At 47.9% G+C, this 18,214-nt stretch carries 18 protein-coding genes; 15 read left to right on the forward strand and 3 right to left on the reverse strand.

Annotated elements, in window-relative coordinates:
- Nucleotides 1-44 precede the first annotated feature (44 nt).
- A complete protein-coding gene (locus Q9R46_RS20890) occupies nt 45-671 on the forward strand; it encodes a nitroreductase family protein (protein WP_123065584.1) in 627 nt (208 codons plus the stop codon).
- A gap of 212 nt (nt 672-883) precedes the next feature.
- Here the strand turns inward: Q9R46_RS20890 and Q9R46_RS20895 are convergent, their stop codons facing one another.
- Nucleotides 884-1,567 (reverse strand): S-layer homology domain-containing protein, encoded by a 684-nt coding sequence (locus Q9R46_RS20895; RefSeq protein ID WP_145334004.1) that lies wholly within the window; start codon nt 1,565-1,567, stop codon nt 884-886.
- Nucleotides 1,568-1,675: 108 nt separating this feature from the next.
- Nucleotides 1,676-2,587, reverse strand: a complete 912-nt coding sequence (locus tag Q9R46_RS20900) for an AraC family transcriptional regulator (RefSeq protein WP_311281621.1) — start codon at nt 2,585-2,587, stop codon at nt 1,676-1,678.
- Between the two features lie 362 nt (nt 2,588-2,949).
- Between Q9R46_RS20900 and Q9R46_RS20905 the strand changes: the two genes are divergently transcribed.
- The 5 genes from Q9R46_RS20905 (at nt 2,950) to Q9R46_RS20925 (ending at nt 6,476) form a co-directional block, all read left to right on the forward strand.
- Complete coding sequence (locus Q9R46_RS20905; RefSeq protein WP_311281692.1) at nt 2,950-4,035, forward strand: sulfate ABC transporter substrate-binding protein; 1,086 nt, start codon at nt 2,950-2,952, stop codon at nt 4,033-4,035.
- Nucleotides 4,036-4,218: 183 nt separating this feature from the next.
- Nucleotides 4,219-5,058 carry a sulfate ABC transporter permease subunit CysT gene (gene cysT / locus Q9R46_RS20910; RefSeq protein WP_311281622.1) on the forward strand — a complete coding sequence of 280 codons (840 nt, stop codon included), beginning with the start codon at nt 4,219-4,221 and terminating at the stop codon, nt 5,056-5,058.
- The gene (locus tag Q9R46_RS20915) at nt 5,055-5,240 is read left to right on the forward strand and encodes a hypothetical protein (RefSeq protein WP_311281623.1); all 186 of its coding nucleotides are present in this window, start codon (nt 5,055-5,057) and stop codon (nt 5,238-5,240) included. The genes cysT and Q9R46_RS20915 overlap by 4 nt, the downstream gene beginning before the upstream one ends.
- Nucleotides 5,201-6,079, forward strand: a complete 879-nt coding sequence (gene cysW / locus Q9R46_RS20920) for a sulfate ABC transporter permease subunit CysW (RefSeq protein WP_311281624.1) — start codon at nt 5,201-5,203, stop codon at nt 6,077-6,079. Before Q9R46_RS20915 ends, cysW begins: the two co-directional genes overlap by 40 nt.
- Before the next feature lie 157 nt (nt 6,080-6,236).
- Entirely contained in the window at nt 6,237-6,476 is a 240-nt protein-coding gene (locus Q9R46_RS20925; protein ID WP_110898208.1) for a YezD family protein, read from the forward strand.
- A 251-nt stretch (nt 6,477-6,727) separates the two neighbouring features.
- Here the strand turns inward: Q9R46_RS20925 and Q9R46_RS20930 are convergent, their stop codons facing one another.
- Nucleotides 6,728-7,660 (reverse strand): hypothetical protein, encoded by a 933-nt coding sequence (locus Q9R46_RS20930; RefSeq protein WP_311281625.1) that lies wholly within the window; start codon nt 7,658-7,660, stop codon nt 6,728-6,730.
- Nucleotides 7,661-7,940: 280 nt separating this feature from the next.
- On the opposite strand from Q9R46_RS20930, the gene Q9R46_RS20935 reads away from it, so the two are divergent.
- The 9 genes from Q9R46_RS20935 (at nt 7,941) to Q9R46_RS20975 (ending at nt 18,101) form a co-directional block, all read left to right on the forward strand.
- A complete protein-coding gene (locus tag Q9R46_RS20935; RefSeq protein ID WP_311281626.1) occupies nt 7,941-8,534 on the forward strand; it encodes a sugar O-acetyltransferase in 594 nt (197 codons plus the stop codon).
- A gap of 46 nt (nt 8,535-8,580) precedes the next feature.
- Nucleotides 8,581-8,994, forward strand: coding sequence for a GNAT family N-acetyltransferase (locus Q9R46_RS20940; RefSeq protein WP_311281627.1), 414 nt, complete (start codon nt 8,581-8,583; stop codon nt 8,992-8,994).
- Between the two features lie 192 nt (nt 8,995-9,186).
- Nucleotides 9,187-9,570: a ribbon-helix-helix domain-containing protein gene (locus Q9R46_RS20945; protein ID WP_311281628.1), complete on the forward strand. Its 384-nt coding sequence runs from the start codon at nt 9,187-9,189 to the stop codon at nt 9,568-9,570.
- Nucleotides 9,548-10,852, forward strand: a complete 1,305-nt coding sequence (locus tag Q9R46_RS20950) for an MFS transporter (protein ID WP_311281629.1) — start codon at nt 9,548-9,550, stop codon at nt 10,850-10,852. Before Q9R46_RS20945 ends, Q9R46_RS20950 begins: the two co-directional genes overlap by 23 nt.
- A 172-nt stretch (nt 10,853-11,024) precedes the next feature.
- Complete coding sequence (locus tag Q9R46_RS20955) at nt 11,025-11,162, forward strand: hypothetical protein (RefSeq protein WP_161556981.1); 138 nt, start codon at nt 11,025-11,027, stop codon at nt 11,160-11,162.
- A 118-nt stretch (nt 11,163-11,280) separates the two neighbouring features.
- A complete protein-coding gene (locus Q9R46_RS20960) occupies nt 11,281-14,031 on the forward strand; it encodes a class III lanthionine synthetase LanKC N-terminal domain-containing protein (RefSeq protein WP_311281630.1) in 2,751 nt (916 codons plus the stop codon).
- A complete protein-coding gene (locus Q9R46_RS20965) occupies nt 14,009-14,809 on the forward strand; it encodes a hypothetical protein (RefSeq protein ID WP_311281631.1) in 801 nt (266 codons plus the stop codon). The genes Q9R46_RS20960 and Q9R46_RS20965 overlap by 23 nt, the downstream gene beginning before the upstream one ends.
- On the forward strand, nt 14,806-16,350 hold the full coding sequence (locus Q9R46_RS20970) for a hypothetical protein (protein WP_311281632.1): 1,545 nt from the start codon (nt 14,806-14,808) through the stop codon (nt 16,348-16,350). Before Q9R46_RS20965 ends, Q9R46_RS20970 begins: the two co-directional genes overlap by 4 nt.
- Complete coding sequence (locus Q9R46_RS20975) at nt 16,332-18,101, forward strand: alpha/beta hydrolase family protein (protein WP_311281633.1); 1,770 nt, start codon at nt 16,332-16,334, stop codon at nt 18,099-18,101. The genes Q9R46_RS20970 and Q9R46_RS20975 overlap by 19 nt, the downstream gene beginning before the upstream one ends.
- Nucleotides 18,102-18,214 lie beyond the last annotated feature (113 nt).

The following is an 18,214-nucleotide window of genomic DNA, read 5'->3' on the forward strand; positions in this document are numbered from 1 at the left end:
ACGTAAAAATATAATATTCCAAACAGAACTAAGGAGTGGAACACATGTCCGTTACTGAAAAAAATGAAACACTGAGCGTCATCAGCGAACGTCACGCGGTTAAAAAGTATGAGAAAGGTTTTGTATTGCCAGAGGCTGACCTGAACGCAATCTTGACTGCAGCTTCCGAAGCCCCGTCTTCCTGGAACCTGCAACACTGGAGATTCCTCGTGATTGAATCCGAAGCAGACAAAGCAAAATTGTTGCCTATCGCTTACGGACAAACTCAAGTAGTGGACAGCTCCGTAACGATTGCTGTTCTTGGTGATCTGGAAGCGAACCGCAATACATTCATCTATGATCAAGCTGTTGAAGCTGGCGCACTGCCTGCTGAAGTTCGCGACGCGTTGGTGGGTCAAATTAACGGTGCTTACCAAAACCCGCAAATCGCTCGTGATGAAGCGATCCGCAACGCTTCTTTTGCTTCCCAGAACATTATGCTGGCAGCACGTTCCCTGGGTTACGACACTTGCCCAATGGGCGGATACAACCCGCAGCAATTGATCGAAGCATTCAACATCCCTGCACGCTTTGTGCCAACTTTGCTGATTACTGTAGGTAAAGCTGCTGAGCCAGCTCGTCCATCAGGTCGCTTCCCGTTGTCCGAAGTGGTTGTAAAAGGTTCTTTCTAAGTCCATCTAAATATGGATTATAGGCAGTAATATTCTAAGCGAGTACATCCTCTTATCGGAGGAAAGTGCTCGCTTTTTCTGTTTTTTTACAGATCGTCGGTACGGATTACGGTATGCTGTGTGCTCATTGAACGACCGCGGTAAAACCCCGCATCTTCCAAAGAAGAAAGATGCGGGGTTTGCCATTCTATTCTTTTGTCCTGAGATACCTTTTACTTCTCCGGTGTTTCCGGGATTTGCGGTGTGAAGAAGGATTCCATGTGCTGGATGGCATTGTACATCATCACGGCAGCTTCAGCGCGAGTAATGGCTTGTTTCGGATGGAACTGTCCGTTCGCATCGAGTGCGCTGATCTTCAGCACCAGAGAACGCTGTACTGCGCCTTGGTACTCGGGTGTAAGCTCATTCTCGTCCGCAATGTCTACCGGCTGGATTTTGATCATAGGCAGACCCCCTTTGGCCTCAATCGCTTGCATGAGGAAGAGAGTATACTGTTCACGGGTAAGCGGTTTGGAAGGATCAATATTTTGCGGAAGCTTGATACTGTTGTACTGTGCGCGGATGAAGGCATCGCTGTACCAGACACCGTCTTTTACCACTGAGAAATAATCACTAGGCACAGGCATTTTAATAAAACGAATAGCATTCAGGTTTAAGTCCAGTCCGTCGACGATCAATTGAACGCCTTGCGCGGTACTTAGCTGTTCTTCTGGCTTGAACAAGTTATCGCTAACCCCTTTGATTAATCCATCCTGATGGAGAGATTCGATTTTGTCTGCACCCGGAATGCCTTGAATATCCGTGAATTTGGACGGCGCAGCATGGAGAGGGCCCGCGCTTAAGGAGAGTGTAAGCAGGGCTCCTGCTGTAAGGGTTGCTATAAAATTTTTCTTCATTTCGGTGTCGCCTCGCTTTTCCAGGAAGTTCATATCCCTTTGTTTTAAAGTGATTTGCCCCTATAGACGACCCTTTTGTTCAAAAGGTTGCTTTAATTTTCCACAAATTTATCCTTTGGATTGGTTCCGGTAATCCGTGGGGGACTGACCCATCATTTTGCTGAACAGTCGTGAAAAATAGTACGGGTCACTGAACCCCAGCTCGGAGCTGATCTGTTTGATGGTCCAATCGGTAAAATCAAGATAACGGCAGGAATGCTGGATTTTGAGCCGTAAGAAATAATCGATGGGTGAATGACCCGTCACTTGTTTGAATACTTGGGAATAATGCGGCACGGACAAGCGAGCATGCGCGGCCAGTTCCTTGAGTGTAACCCCGCTCTCCAGGTGCTCCAGCATATACTGTACAGAATACTCGGCTGCTTGTTTGCTGGTCATCACTCCGTTATCAGTTGCAGAGGCATAGGAACCGTAAGCAAGCAAGCCCAGCATGTAACCGATAATCTGTGAGGCAAAGGTCATCGTTTGCAGCGAATATCCGGTTTCGAGCGCGCCGTAACATTCATGAAAAAGCTCCAGCCATCGTTGTGCCTTCGAAGGTGGCATTGTTGTAATCTGCTGCGAGATCAAGGATTCGATATATGCATGGGCGTGTTCGCCGCGCAAGTGAAACCAGTATATGCTCCACGGTTCTTCCGTGTTGGCACCATAGATATGAGGGACGTGGGCAGGCAAAATAATCAGGTTCCCCGGTTGCACCTTACAGGTTTTACCCTGCTCCAGTTCATACCAGCCTGAGCCTTCCGTGCAGTACATCAGAATGTGTGAGTCACATCCTTCCGGGCGATCCCGGTAATGATGCTCTGCTTCATGGAAATATCCAATATCCGTGACATACAATCCCGATGTCACCGGGGAAGCAACTGCTTCCATCAGTAATGATTCGGGTAGCACCATTAGTTTTTGCCGGCGGAATCCGTCTGATTTACGTAACAGGGGTGGGCGGTGTGTTGGTCTCATATTTTATATTATGGTGAGGGAGGAAAGTGGAGTCAATGATACAAAATTTCGGTAAAAGGCGGAAAAAACGTTTGACAGTCATATAGACTGCCTTTATTATACGTATATAACTTACTAAACAGGTAGGAATAATAAAAATGACTGCAAACACTTGAACAGCATAACGTTCTCACCGTATAGACGGAGGAACACCGCAGTGCATTTTACCGATGAAGCATACACGACTTAGGGGTTGGTATGACTTGATGAAGGGAAGAATGCGCAGGGGGTTCCTCCGTCTTTTTGTTCTTTTCTGGTGCGTACCGCTGTTCTGCCGACCTGTAGTTGATCATGCAAGTTTATATCGGGGGGAGTGTAAGATGATGAAAAAGAGAGTTCACAAAGGAATTCTGATTGGGCTGGCATTGGTGTTAACGGGGGTGCTGGCGGCTTGCGGATCAGATAACGGCGGGTCAAGTGCAGCAGGTGCAGCCACAGGAACGGGGACAGATGGGAATAAGGAAGGCAGCAAGGCAGTTGAACTGCTCAATGTCTCCTATGACCCGACAAGGGAACTTTATGAGGAATATAACAAAGCATTTGCCGCCCATTGGCTGAAAGAGAAAGGCCAGGAAGTGACCATCAAACAATCTCACGGAGGTTCGGGTAAACAGAGCCGTTCCGTCATTGACGGACTGGATGCAGATGTGGTGACACTGGCACTGGGCTATGATATCGATGCGATAGAAGATAAAGGTCTGATTAATGCGGGCTGGCAGGACAAATACGAGCACAACAGCTCTCCGTACACGTCCACGATTGTATTTCTGGTGCGCAAAGGCAATCCGAAAGGCATCAAGGATTGGGATGATCTGATCAAAGGAGATACGCAGGTCATTACTCCGAATCCGAAGACATCAGGCGGAGCACGGTGGAACTATTTAGCGGCCTGGGGTTACGCGCTCAAGCATAACAACAATGACGAAGAGAAGGCAAAGCAGTTCGTGGCAGAGCTGTTCAAACATGCCCCTGTGCTCGACTCGGGTGCTCGTGGGGCGACAACGACATTTGTGGAACGCGGCATTGGCGATGTGTTGCTGGCTTGGGAGAATGAGGCATTCCTTTCGGTAAAAGAATTAGGGCCGGACAAATTCGACATTGTCGTGCCTTCCATCAGCATTTTGGCTGAACCTCCTGTAGCGATCGTGGATAAAAATGTAGACAAAAAAGGCACTCGCGACGTGGCGGATGCTTATCTCAAATACCTTTACAGCGAAGAAGGCCAGACGATTGCTGCCGAAAATTATTACCGTCCTACGCTAGATAGCGTAAAGGAGAAATTCAAGGATCAGTTTCCGAAGCTGGAGCTCTTTACGTTAAAAGATGTCTTTGGGACTTGGCGGGATACCCAGGCCAAACACTTTAATGATGGGGGCATTTTCGACCAGATCTACGTGCCGGGAAACTAAGGACAACAGGGCAACAGCATCAAAAGCGAGCAAAAGAATCAATCAAGGCAAATCAATCAATTGAAGTACCCAAGCGAAGCAAAAAATCAAAGCAAAAAATCAAAGCAAAAAACCAAAGTAAACATATTGGACTGTACGGGGCCAACCAGCCTGACCGGCTGACGGCAGAGAGGATGAATAGGTATGAGCAAGGTTATCGCGGCCCGGGGAAGGCGGACATTGCCGGGATTCGGATTAACGATGGGGTACAGCGTGCTTTACCTGAGTCTGGTCGTGCTGATTCCGCTGACGGCACTGTTATTCAACTCCACGGGATTGACCTGGGCAACGATGGTGGAGGTGGCTACCAATCCAAGGGTGCTGGCTTCGTTCCGGGTCAGTTTCCTGACAGCTGGTGCGGCGGCACTCATTGATCTGTTCCTGGGCCTGCTACTGGCCTGGGTGCTGGTTCGGTATGAATTCCCTGGTAAGAGATTGTTCGATGCGGTGATTGATCTTCCGTTTGCGCTACCCACGGCAGTGGCCGGGGTGGCTCTGACGGCGATCTATGCCGGGAATGGATGGATTGGACAATTGGTAGAGCCTTTGGGCATCAAGCTGGCTTACTCTCAAGTTGGAATTACACTCGCACTTATGTTTATCGGCATTCCTTTTGTCGTGCGTACGGTACAGCCAGTGCTGGAAGAGCTTGAGGCTGAGGTCGAAGAAGCAGCGGCGACGCTGGGTGCGGGGCGATGGCGAATATTCCGTGCCGTTTTGCTACCGGATCTCGTCCCGCCGTTGCTGACGGGGTTTGCGCTAGCTTTTGCAAGGGGCATTGGTGAGTATGGTTCGGTCGTATTTATTTCGGGCAATATGCCGATGAAAACGGAAATTGCGCCGCTGCTCATCATGTCCAAGCTGGAGCAGTTTGATTATGCAGGAGCTACAGCCGTAGCCTTACTGCTTTTGTTGATCTCGTTTATCCTGTTGCTCATCATCAATTCTCTGCAACGCTGGAGCCGGAAGGCAGGGAGAGTGTGATTGCAGCAATAGCAATAGGAGAGTCCGGAAGACTGTCAGACCACTTCACATTCTGTCCGCGCGGCTTGCCCGTTCGTGGCGGCCCGGATGGATCTACATTGCCACAATGTGGCGCACTCAACAAACCGAAGGAGGTGTACGTATGGCAGGTTCTGTTCCCCTTAGTCCTGTTCCACCTGTAAAAACAGGTCGGAGTACAAATCGTGCCACAACAGAAGCACCTTGGGTAAAATGGCTACTGATCGGACTTGCGAGTCTCGTCCTGATCTGGCTGCTGATTCTTCCGCTGGTCATCGTGCTTATGGAAGCGTTGAAGCAAGGCTGGGGGGTCTACATTGCTGCGCTGACGGAACCGGATGCCTGGTCTGCACTGAAGCTGACCCTGCTGGTTGCCGCAATAACCGTTCCGCTTAACACGATCTTTGGCGTGGCAGCGGCTTGGGTCATCACCAAGTTCCAATTCAAAGGTAAAGGACTGCTCATCACACTGATTGATCTTCCTTTTTCCATCTCGCCTGTCGTTGGCGGTTTGATCTTTGTTCTGGTGTTCGGCTCGAACGGATGGTTTGGCCCTTGGCTATCTCAGCATGATATCAAAATCATTTTTGCACTGCCGGGAATTATCATCGCGACGTTGTTTATTACCTTTCCTTTTGTAGCAAGAGAGCTGATTCCACTGATGGAGGATCAGGGCACCCGTGAAGAAGAAGCGGCTGTAACACTTGGAGCCTCCGGGTGGCGCATCTTCTGGAGTGTGACATTACCCAACATTAAATGGGGGCTTCTCTACGGGATCATTCTGTGTAATGCACGTGCTATGGGTGAGTTTGGAGCGGTGTCGGTTGTATCCGGGCACATTCGTGGAGAAACGAATACCTTGCCGCTGCACGTCGAGATTTTGTATAACGAATATCAGTTTTCGGCCTCATTTGCGGTTGCCTCGCTGTTGTTAATCCTGGCTTTGGCTACATTGTTGCTCAAGAGCTGGTTTGGTCATAAAGCCGTTGCAGAAAAGGCATAGTGTGGATCAAAATATCAATTGACAGCTGTTGGAAGCCCTGATATTGTATAAACCAAGTATATGGGTTGGATAAGAATGAATTATAAGTTAACGCTTGAAATACAGGTATGTACAGGATGAATAACGGGTGATAGCCCGAGAAGAGGAGGCGGCTCAAGTGGCTAAGCCGTTAAAAGTGGATGAGGTATGGTTAAACCGAATTGCCGGGCAGCTGGATGACATGGAATTTGGTTCATTGCACATCGTGGTACATGAGGGACAGATTGTGCAGATGGAGCGAACCGAGCGCAAGCGTTTTGAAAATACGTCCTCAGGCAGCGCCTCCAAATCCGGCAATACGGCTAGAAGCAGCTCCGCCCGTTCCGTTCGTGGGTCGAACGCGAGTGCCAAAGGATAATAATAATAGCTTATTGTCTTGGAACGCATCATTTTATCGTTTTTCATAAATAATCCTGTGTTACATGGTTGATTCCGAAAATAAACAGGCTGTCCCTGTCATCGTGATGACTTAGGGACAGCCATTTTTTGTGTACATATGGATTCTTAGGGTACAAACGCTGCACCCCTCGGAATGGGACAATGTTGAAGTTACGAAAGGGAATGAATTTTTAACATGGATCAAACGCCTTTTTCACTTCAAGCTTGTGATTAATCGGAAGCGGATACAGATCTGCGAGGTGTGACAGGGGAGGAGGTATCCTCCACAACAGTCTCATGTACTGGCGTAGCTGTATTACTATTACGATTGCTATTACTGCTGTCTTCATCCGTTTCTGCATGTCCGGCATATGGGCGTTCACTGCGAGAGCGTGATCCAGTCAAACCGAATCCGGAGACAAACAGAATAAGCTGTAGAGCAAGGGCATATGGAGCCGCCGCAAGTCCGATCAGATGAAGCAAAGAGCAGAGTGCAATCAAGAGGGATAGCCATTTGACCAGCGCTCCTGAAGTGCCACGCTTGGGGCTGGACCAAAGCAGGTAACCGTATAGTATCGTAAGCATGAGGGAAATGGCCTGAAACCATGGTAACAGGCTGTCCCAGGAATTTACAGCCGTACTAGCGATACGCTCTGTGTAGAACAGGTGTCCGATTAAAAGTGCAGTGGCCGTCAGTGCAGCAGGTTCAGCGGCAGGCCTGAAAACGGTCCAGATGGCACGGCCCCAGTGCACCGAATATGAATTTCGGCTGAGTTCATCCGATAGTGCAGTACACTCCCGTTCAAGCGCCTTATGCATCAGAGCAAGCCTGGCGGGATCTTCGTTTTTAAGACAGTCACGAATCTGATCCTGAAGCTGCGGGGAGAGGCGTGAGGCCGTTTTGCAGGCGTGCATCGCTTTTAACAACTCATGCTGTTCCTCTGAAGGAGCTTCATATTTTCGTTGTTCCCAAATGGTAAGTAGTCCCAAAAGACCTGTGCTTATGTATAATGTATCTCGTACCCTCTGCATATGCCTCTCATGGCTGCGCCGAATTTCTGTGGCCGACCACAGATAAGCTGCCAGAAGCAATGCAACAACACCAAGCAGTATAAACGCGGCATCGGGATGTGATGACAGGTTATCCAACCAACGTTGAAACACAACATTTCCTCCTTTACAACCAACTTGACGTATCTGAACACGCTTTACGCAAGCCTTCTCTCACTATTACACAGGAAGTAGATGAATTCAAGCAGATAGAGCATGGAATTGTAGTATATGACGCTTTTATTCCAAAAGATATGAAGCCAGTTTACTTGCAGGTTGCGTGTGGAGATTGGAAGGTAAACCATGGAGATGATCCATTCTTAATTGGAGAATTCCTGTTTTTTTGTTAGGATACATCTGTGTGAAAGGAATTCAGGTTCTGGAGGAAATTAGCATGAAATGGACAGAGAAAGAAAAGGCTCAGAGGGGTTTGCTTTACGATAATAATAACGAAGAACAGTTGATTCGAGAGCGTACTTATGCGAAGGAAATGTGTTATGACTATAACCAGATTCGCCCAAGTAATCTAAAAGACAGAGGAATACTGATTCAGAAGCTTTTTGCGAAAACCGGAGAGAAATTTCTGATCGAGCAGCCATTTTTTTGCGATCAGGGATATAACATTGAAATTGGAGATCATTTTTATTGCAATCATAATACGGTCATGCTGGATGCGGGCAAGATCAGCTTCGGAGATTATGTATTTATCGGGCCCAATTGCGGCTTTTATACACCTGAGCATCCTCTTGACGCGGAACAGCGAAATCAAGGTTTGGAAATTGCTCTACCGATCTCGGTAGGAAATAATGTTTGGATAGGTGGAGGGGTATCTGTTCTGCCAGGGGTCACTATTGGGGACAACACCGTTATTGGTGCTGGAAGTGTAGTTACAAAATCTATTCCTGCCGGCGTTGTTGCTGCTGGGAATCCATGCAGGGTGATCAGGGAAATTACCGAGGAAGATCAACATAAATATCCACGCGTTTGATACAGGCTAACAAGTGCTGATACAAGATCAGAAAGGGGAATAACAGATGAACGAGGTTAAAATTGAACATGCACCGCCAGCTGCGGTTGAATATTTGGCACTGCGGCAGATTGCTGGGCTGAGTCCGATGAGCCGGGAGGGGGCTGAGATAGGGCTGCCTCGCAGTTTATTTGCGGTGTGTTTGCGAGAAGTCGATGTTCTCATCGGGATGGGACGTGTGATTGGGGATGGTGGTTGCTTTTTTCAAGTGGTCGATATTGCAGTGCATCCTGATTTTCAGGGGAAGGGTTATGGGAAACTGATCATGAGCGAAATTATGAACTATTTGCGTGAAGCCGTGCCTGCGCGGGGCTTGGTCAGTCTGCTGGCGGATGTGCCTGCGGATCGCCTGTATGCTCAATTCGGTTTTGAATATACGAGCCCGAAATCGGAAGGCATGTGGTGGAGGCAGGGGGAATAAAGTTTGAACCGGAACCCACGAACACGGCAAATGTAAAAAATAACGATCATAAACCTTTGGGAAACCAAAGGTTTTTTGCTTTACAGCCATATTTTTACATGATATTGTAAAATAAATACAAATTACGATTTACGAATTACATTTTAAAATTCATGACTCATGCCGGCAATTCACAACGAGAATGGAGGAAATATGTTGAACAAAAATCAAAAAATACAGTTCAATCAAATGGTCGAGCGATCGATGGAGCAGGCTGCCAAAAATCTTTCAGGCACCAAGGGAGTGGTTTCCGTTCGATTAAGTCAGGAGGAGATTGATGTGATCGACCAAATGGTATTTCTGGAGCTCGCCAAAAACCGCTCGGATGCGACGGCAATGCTGATTCGGGAAGGGATTCGCACTCACCAGACGCTGTTTCACGAGATGCAGGAGTACACAGCTGAACTGGAACATGTCAAAGCTAAAATGCAGCGAAGAATACAGGAGTCAGGCCTGGTGACACGATTGAAACAGACGGATGATCATATCGATATTCCATTTGGAGGCGATGGAAATGAACCAGGAAACAACAAATAAAACGAATAAAACTGGCGAAGACGGCTACCTTGCGGTGTTACGATTACCATCCTTTACCGTGTTGCTTGTGGGCAGGCTTGTCTCCGGCGCAGGTCAGATTTTATTTTCCATGGCCACGATGTGGTACATCTTGCAGTTAACTGAATCCGCACTTGCTGCGGCATTAATTCCGATGCTCCCCTATTTAATCTATGCCTTTCTGGGTATCCCGCTTGCCACGATCAGTGACCGCCTGCCAAAGAAACAATTGTTGATCTGGACTGACATATGGAGAGCGGTTATAGCCTGTATCTTAGCGATTCTATTTCTGACGGGTAACATGCTTCCGTGGCATATCTATGCGGCCAATCTGCTCATTGCGATTCTCGGTTTCATGTTCAACCCGGCCACTCAGACGGTCATTCCGGCGATTCTGCCCAAACCGGCAGAGCAACTCGCTCCAGCCAATGCCCTATTGAACTCTTCCTCCAAAACGATAGAACTGCTCGGTTATGCCTTAGGGGGGATTTTAATTGCTTTCATCTCCTTACAGTCTATCCTGTTCATTTATGCAATTACTTTTCTGTTATCCGCACTTGCTATTGCCTTCATTCGTATCCCTGTGACCAAAGTGGTCAAACAAAAAGGATTTTCAGGTTTTGTCAGAGACAGCATGCAGGGCATTACCTTTTTATTTTCGAACAAAGTTCTGGCTTGCTGTATTATCTTTGGTGCCATTATCAATTTTGCAGGAGCCCCGCTACATATCTTCACGCCGATTTTTGCCAATATGGTGCTGGAAGCCGGTCCACAGGGATATGGGTTGCTTCAATCTGCATTTGCCGCTGGCAGTATCGTTGGTTCTTTGCTTAGTGGAAAATATGCCAAACGTCTGTCACTGGCCCAATGGTTTCTAATCAGTTATCTGATCTCGGGCGCAAGCTTGCTGTTGATGCCGCTGTATCCTAACTTGTACTTTGCCATTGCATGCTCTTTTCTGTTAATGGCGGGACTTGCTCTTGTGAATGTACCGCTAGTCACTTCCATTCTGTTATCTACACCGGAAGAAAAAAGAGGACGTGTCATGAATAGTATGGGAGTACTTATGAGTGGGGTGAGCAATCCGCTCGGTTTGTTACTCGGAGGATGGTTAATTGAAGCCTATAGTCCATCCTGGGTGTACATGGGAATCGGCATGTTTGTTATTTTTATGGGCACGGCAAGTTTGTTCGTCAGACCTTTTCGGGAAGATCGAGCAGGACATACCTTACACAGGAAATCGTCAATTTCGTCTGAAATTTGATGTCAGATCGACCCTTTTTTCAACCGAAAAACAAAGGTTATGACAGGTATTACAACTATATATGGATTTAACAAATAATTTTTGTAAAAAAATTCAATTAAAAAGAAGGAATTTAAAATTTTATGTAGAATTTGGTTTATAAGAGGGGGAGACAAATGGGAGGTAATTTATCATGGAAAACAAGGAAATTTTATCTGTACAGGATTTGATGGCTCTGGAGGTTGAAGAGGATAACAACATGTTCGAGGAAACTAGCTTGTGTACAGTGTGCAGCTGGACAAGCTCACAAACGATCGTTGTAGAGGCTTAGAACTCTTCATCGTCTCGAACCACTGAATGATTCTTAAGATAAGTCTTTGATTTCGTATTACTAAACTAAAATAATTGTACCTCCCCCTCTTATCTACTTCATAAAGGAGTGATTCTCATTGAAATCAGCAAGCCTGACTGAAAAGAAGGACGCGTATGAGAACGCTTTGCAACATATAATCCGGGATCTACCCGAATCCATCCAATGGTCGAATGACGACCATTGGATTTGTTTTAAACCGGACCGATTAACGCTTCCCGCACAGGGCTGGAAGATTCATTTATCGGTTATCCCAGTGGAGGGTGCTGAACTGTTGCGCCGAATTACACCGATCCTGACAATGCATGGGGTAATGTGGAAAGTCGTAAACAGCGGGCTGAAGTTAATTGAAACATCCAACGGTTCTACACCGTTGCCTCAGACCGGAAAGTGCGTGACCATCTACGCACGCAGTGATGAGCAGTTTATACAATTGCTTGAGGAGATGTATGCTTGTACGGGTGATCTAAAAGGCCCAGCGATCCCTACAGATCGGGCTTACCGGGGAAGTTCATGTGTATTTTATCGCTATGGAGCCTTTGTAGACCGGTTCTACTATGATCGTTACTCTGGGGCAAAAGTATATGCCATCCAGAACCCGGAAGGCAGACTGGAGGAAGACCGAAGAATTCCAGGCAGATACAAGCCCGAGTGGGTAGATGAGCCGGAAGAGCTGGTGAGCATTCAGGCCGGGTGGAAGGAAGAAAATGAGGCAGTAAACCATTCGCATAATTCCAGTAACAATGAGTTCGGAATACGGAAAATCCGTGTGAAACGGGTGCTCAAAAAATCGGGCAAAGGAGGCGTGTATCTTGTCTCCACGTCCCGGCATGAGCATGCTGTCATGAAAGAAGCGGTTCATCTCATGCGTGTGGATGGTGCCGGACGTTCTGCCCATGATTATCTGGATAACGAGTATCATGTGCTTGATCTGATGAAGGATACGGGGTATACTCCGCGCCCTATGGATCTGTTCAGCGCTGAACGGAATCGATATCTGATTCTGGAATACTTCGAGAGCATCAGCTTGCGCGAGTACATCCATCGCAGACATGTAGCTGCTGACGACAATCAGGCAGAACTTTACCGAATCGGCTCCGATATTCTGGATATTGTACAACAGTTTCATGATAGAGGAATTGTCATCAATGATCTCACGCCCAACAATATTGTGGTTTTGCTTGACGGAAGCGTACGGTTGATTGATCTGGAGTTAGCCTATGTGAGAGATAGCAAAAGTCAGGTAAAACCGTTAACGGGGCACACGCCTGGTTATGTGCTTCGAGGAAGAGAGCACAGTCAGCGATCGGAATACTCCGATGATCTCTACGCGCTGGGAGCCGTTTATTATTACATGGCAACCTCCATGGACCCTTATTTGAAATACAGACAGTCTCATCTGTCTGCTGGACAAGCCTATTTGGACAATCTCGATGATAGACAGCTTCTTGGGCTGGGGAGTCTGGGGATCGAGATCATGTCTGGACGATATAATGATTTATCTGAAATACGTGAACAGCTAATACGTATGTGTGAGCAAGAGAAGGGCGATTTAACTGGGAGCCGGCAACCTTCGCGCACGAATGAAGCAGACATGAAGGCAGAAGAAGTACTTCATCAAGCCGAGCTTATGGCTAACAAGTTGGTTCAATCCCTCGAATTGAATAATGCTCATCAACTTTATCCGGAAAATAGCTTGAGCAAAATGTTCCACCCGGCCAATTTCAACTTTGGATGGACGGGCATGGCCTACGGTTTTCATCAACTTGGTCAGGTTACGCAGAACAGACAGTATCATCAGTGTGCACGTGAAGTATTGGAGTGGATATTAAATCATACGCCTTATGTTCCCGGAGAAACGCCAGATAGCCTGTATTTCGGTTATGGGGCTGTTCCTTGGGCACTGGCACAGACAGCGGATGCGCTGGATGATAAACCGTTACTTCGCATTGCTGAAAATCTGGCCTTGGAGATGACGAGGCATGACCCGGTTCAAACCAATATCAGTCATGGAGCGGCAGGTTTAGGATTAATGCTGATGGAGGTACATCATCTTGGAGGTTGTTCCGAGCTTTTGACAAGGGCTGATGAACTCGGCGAAATGATTTTGCAGCAGGAAAAGCGAACAGAAGACGGGCTGAGCATGTGGGAAGTGAAGGACAAGTCGGATAAAAAAAGCCACCACTCGTATGGGTTTTCGCATGGCATTGCAGGGATCGGTTATTTCTTGCTTGCCTTAGCGAAGCAAACGGGGAAGGGCGAGTATTATTCGGCGGTGAAGCGCATTGTGGACACGCTGGAACGTACAAGTCACGAAGGAAAGAATGGGGTGAGGTTATGGCCTGCTTCTCCCGAAAAGCCGGACGCTCTCTGGGTTCATTGGTGTAATGGTTCAGCGGGTATAGGACGGTTTTTACTGACTGCAGCCGAGGTTCTGCGAGATCCGGCATGTTACAGACTTGGTCAGCAGGCCGCAGATGCGGTCGCCTGGTCAACCATTTTTGCTTCTTTCAGCCAGTGTCACGGGATCGCTGGTAACGGGGACTTTTTGATCATGGCGAATCGCATTTTCCCTGGCAGATACGAAGGCAAATTGAAAGAGTATACACAGCGTCTATACGTGCTTCGCAGTGATGTGCAGAAAGACTTTTGGATGTGGCCACTGGAGGATATGGAGTCATTTTCACCAGATTATATGACAGGATACATGGGGATTTACTCTTTTCTGCTTCGTCGATTTTATCCTGCGGTTTCTTTTGAACCCATGGTATATTCAGGCTTCGACCAGACCAGGGAGGTACAGGTATATGATGCAAACATCCATAGCTGATATCCTGCCGCAATGTCAGCATGAACCCGGCAAGGTCGGGGGTCGATACTATGCCAGTGAGCCTGGTAAAAGAGAAACGATCTCTTCCATGCTGTTGATAGATCATGGGGAAGGTCAATATATGATGGATTTATGGGGTGAAGCTTCATCTCTTGCATATTGGGAAGGACAGGTCACATCCTTATTGGACAAATTGTCCTACTCCTCTATATATGTAACTGCACCTGCCTCGTTTCCATGGGAAAGGCTCGGATATAAGGCAGATGTGCTCGCCCATCGATATCGCTTTTACGGTGATCTGAAGCACATTTCTGTTCCGGTTATGCCGGATTCGAACGGAAAGTGGTTGCCTGCAGAAGGGCAAGAGGAAGTTATGGCTCATTTGCTTCAAAGCAGTGATCCAACATGCCCCGGAATCCAGGCTGCTCGCAAGGCAGTGGATGATATCTATGAAGGGATGTACGGACGTTTACTGGACGGATCGGGACTGGTGGAGCTGGAAGGCGCAAAGATCGGAGGCTGTCTGTTAAGCGATGAGTTCGATAGCATCCTTCTGTCACATATATTCACCATGCCTGCGGCAAAACGCAAGGGCTGGGCACGGTGGCTTGTTGCTTATGCTCTCCATCAGTGCAGTTCCGACCCGGAAAAGAAGATTAAGGCTTCTCTTGATGCAAACAATCAAGGGAGCTATCGCTTGATGAGTGCATTGCCTTTACAGCAGGTGCCTGAACTTATACATGTATGCCGGATCAGGAAAGAGAGGGAGTCCTCATGAAACCTGTTTTGCTGGAAAGTACGGACTATCATGACCTGAGAAGTACATGGTTTCGTGCAAGCCACGAACCAGGGTTATTTGTGGTTGAAGGACGTTCGGATATCGTGCAACATGAGCTGCAAAAGTTAAGCATGCATTGGCAGGATCAGGCGATTCACCTTGTGCTTGATGATGCGTATCACACGTTGCCATTCATTTATCAGTTGAACCCGGTTCACCCGATTGATGATCTGGTGGCATGCAAAAATGCATTGCTCCGATTCCATCGAGCCGGCTGGGCACCGGGGCCACGGAAATGGATCCTGGTTGAGGTGGTCTCCGGTCTGCATCCTGCAGATTTGGGAGCCATACATCATCTGCTCTATCGTCAAAAACTAAAGGACGTAAGCGTATTGTTATTTTTTCATCAATATCCCGTGCGCGTTAACCTTCCCCAACATGTATCGAGGCTGGCTATTTCTCTGGTGAGAGATACACCGGAACAGACCCGGCGTTTGTTGAATGAACAGCTGCGAATAGCTGGCAGGCACGATGAGGCGGAAGAAGAGAACAGCCAGGGGAAAGCGCAGACGGAGGCTACACTCCACAATAAAAGCGAAGCCCAATTTCAACGTAAAGTTCAGCGTAAAGCACTGGCTCTCTATAACAGGCTGGCCTGGGTTTTGTTGAGCAAATCGGATAATCGACAGCGGTACAAGGCTTGTTTTCGCTTTTTTAGTCAAAACTCCATATTCCAACAATTATCGGTAGCGCAGCAGGCTATTCTGTGGTTTGAACTGGGTCAGCTATTAACCAAAACCGGGGATGATTATGTCGCGGCAAGAGAATGTTATGCTCACGCCCGGGCCGTTCTGGAGCATGAGGAATTGAACGAAGTCTATCGCATTGGGAAAGAAGCGGCACTGGATAACGGTGAAGCATTAATTGAGATGCAGGAAGGCCATATCTCACGTGCCATTGAACTGGAAAAGCGGGCAGGGATGCGTATTCGCGAGCTTCCTCCAGGACCGGACCGACATGTTTTTCAGATTCAAACGGCTCTGAACATTGCAGGGCTGCAGATCCGGGCAGGGCTTCTCATGGATGCGGAAACGACTCTACTAGCTGCCGAGAAACTCTGTACAGGTGCGTACTCGGGTTGGCTGGGACATATACTTCAATTAAAAATGTCAGTTTATCAGCAACTCGGTGAGCAAGAGTTAGAATACAAGATGTTGATTCAGGTGCTAAGGATGAAGACAGGTTCAATTCCTTCCAAATTGCTACAACGTTCAATTGAACTGGCTGGAGTGCTGATCCAGCAAGGTGAAGAGGAACGTGCTGCGGAGGTGTATCGTCTTCTGATCGCGGGATTGCCAGCAACCCATCTGAAGCAAATCCGTTTGATCCGGCAAGCGCTAAGTGGTTTGGGAACAGAGAGTCCTGTAGCAGCGGCCACACAGCAGCAGCTTACGCTCAAGCTGGAACTACAGCTCGATACCTGGGAGCAGTTCAAGCATTGGCATGAAGGGAGGGAATCCGGTTGGGCAATCCATTCCTGAACCGAATGAGTCTGAACCGGGAGCGGACAAGCATGGTCTTGTGTTATGACGACCAAACATGTGAATGGTGTGAGCTTGACGATGCTGGCGATGTTCAAGGTGTGCATTGTTTTTCCGGTCATTGGACAGAACGGGGCCAGACTGTACAGCATGTTCAATTCATCGGAACAGACCAAGTGGCGGCAATCACCCTGGAGAAGACGGAGAGATGGATTTATGTCTTCCAAAAAGAGCGGGAGCGCATAAGCATGATGCAAGTGCTCTCTCTAAAATTACCGTTTCCGGTGATGCAGATGGCCTGGCAAGATGGGCAACTCCTGTTACTTTTTGCCGTTCGACACCGTTCAGGGCTTGTGCAGATTGGGCTGTATGATCCCGTACAAGAAAAAGCCGAGTGGGTTACTCCAGAACTGGATAACCCGCAATTTGTGTTCTGGGCCAAGCCTGAGCGAGAGATTGGTGTTAATGTGGGCGGGGTTGGCAGCGTATATTTTTACGGGAAAGATACCGGATCATCTCGGGAAATTCCTTATCAGGAGTATGCATATCCGGTAATGGACAAGCAGGGTGATCGGATTGCTGTCTGCATTCCGGTAGAAGATGGTTTCTGTCCTGGCTGGATGAGCGTTCAGGAGCATGTTGTTCAATGTAATCTGGAGCACATTGAGCCGTTCTCCGAGTTGATTCGTATGCAGCTGGATGTGGATGGACAGCATATCTTATGCGAGGGAATAATGCGTGGGAAGTGGCGATATGTTCAGTACAAGCTGGATGGAGAAAAAACATTTGAGCTGTGTGATTATCCGGGAACGTTAACACAAGCCGTATACAGCAGGGACAAGCAGAACCTCATTGGGAAATTCGAGTCTATTACGACTGCTCCGGTGCCCGCCAGGTGTAGGATATCTGAGTCGTTCGGGGATATCACTCCACTTGCAGTCAGGCATGGAGATGTGTCTGTGAGTAATCTTGTTAAGTGGCCAGAGACTAAGTACAAACACTTGCGTTACGGGGATGTGTCCATTCCTTATATGGATATCCATTCAGAAGGTGAAGAACAGGCAGTCATCTATCTGCACGGTGGGCCACATAATTGCCTTCTGGACAGTTACAGTCCGGTTATTGCACGTTTATGTGAGACTGGAGTGAGGGTGATTGGGCTGAATTATCCAGGCAGTTCAGGATTCGGTCCGGATTACAAGCAACGTATTCAGAATGATTGGGGCGGTGTGGATGCAGATGTTATTCGGATTATTCGGGAGCAGGTCTTGGGTTCCTATTCGGCCGTTTCACTGTACGGCGTCAGTTATGGGGCTTATTTAGCGCTGTTAGCAGCAGGTAGAAATCCGGAACTGTGGTGCGCCGTCGTGGCTTGTGCACCGTTTACGGATTTGAACAGTTTGTATGCCGGTGGTGGGGCGAAGCTAAGATCGTTTTTGCAGATGGAAATCGGAGGATTGTTACAGGATGAATCCGTACTGCGGGAGAGAAGCCCGTTAACCTATTCGTCTGCTCTGTGTAACGTGGATTTACAGCTTGTTCACGGCCGGAATGATCAGCTCTGCCCGGTGGAACAGACGGAGCGCTTATATCAGGAGATATTGAAGCAGAAGGAGCCTGTTAAGGCGGCCGATAGGCGACTTGAGTTGCACATCATTGATGATCTGCAGCATGAGGTGTATGCAGAGCGAATCTGGGCGGCGAAGGCGGTTCATTTTCTAACCCGAAACAAGGTAACTCAGCGAGGGTAAGATGATCAAAATAAAATGTGGAAGCCGCCCGTGCGGCTTTTTTGGCGTACATGGAACTATTTTAAATGAGAGAAGAGGGGCGAAGAATGGAATGGATAGTGAGGGGATTGGGA

This window comes from Paenibacillus sp. RRE4, assembly GCF_031844205.1.
Classification (GTDB): Bacteria; Bacillota; Bacilli; order Paenibacillales; family Paenibacillaceae; genus Paenibacillus; species Paenibacillus xylanexedens_B.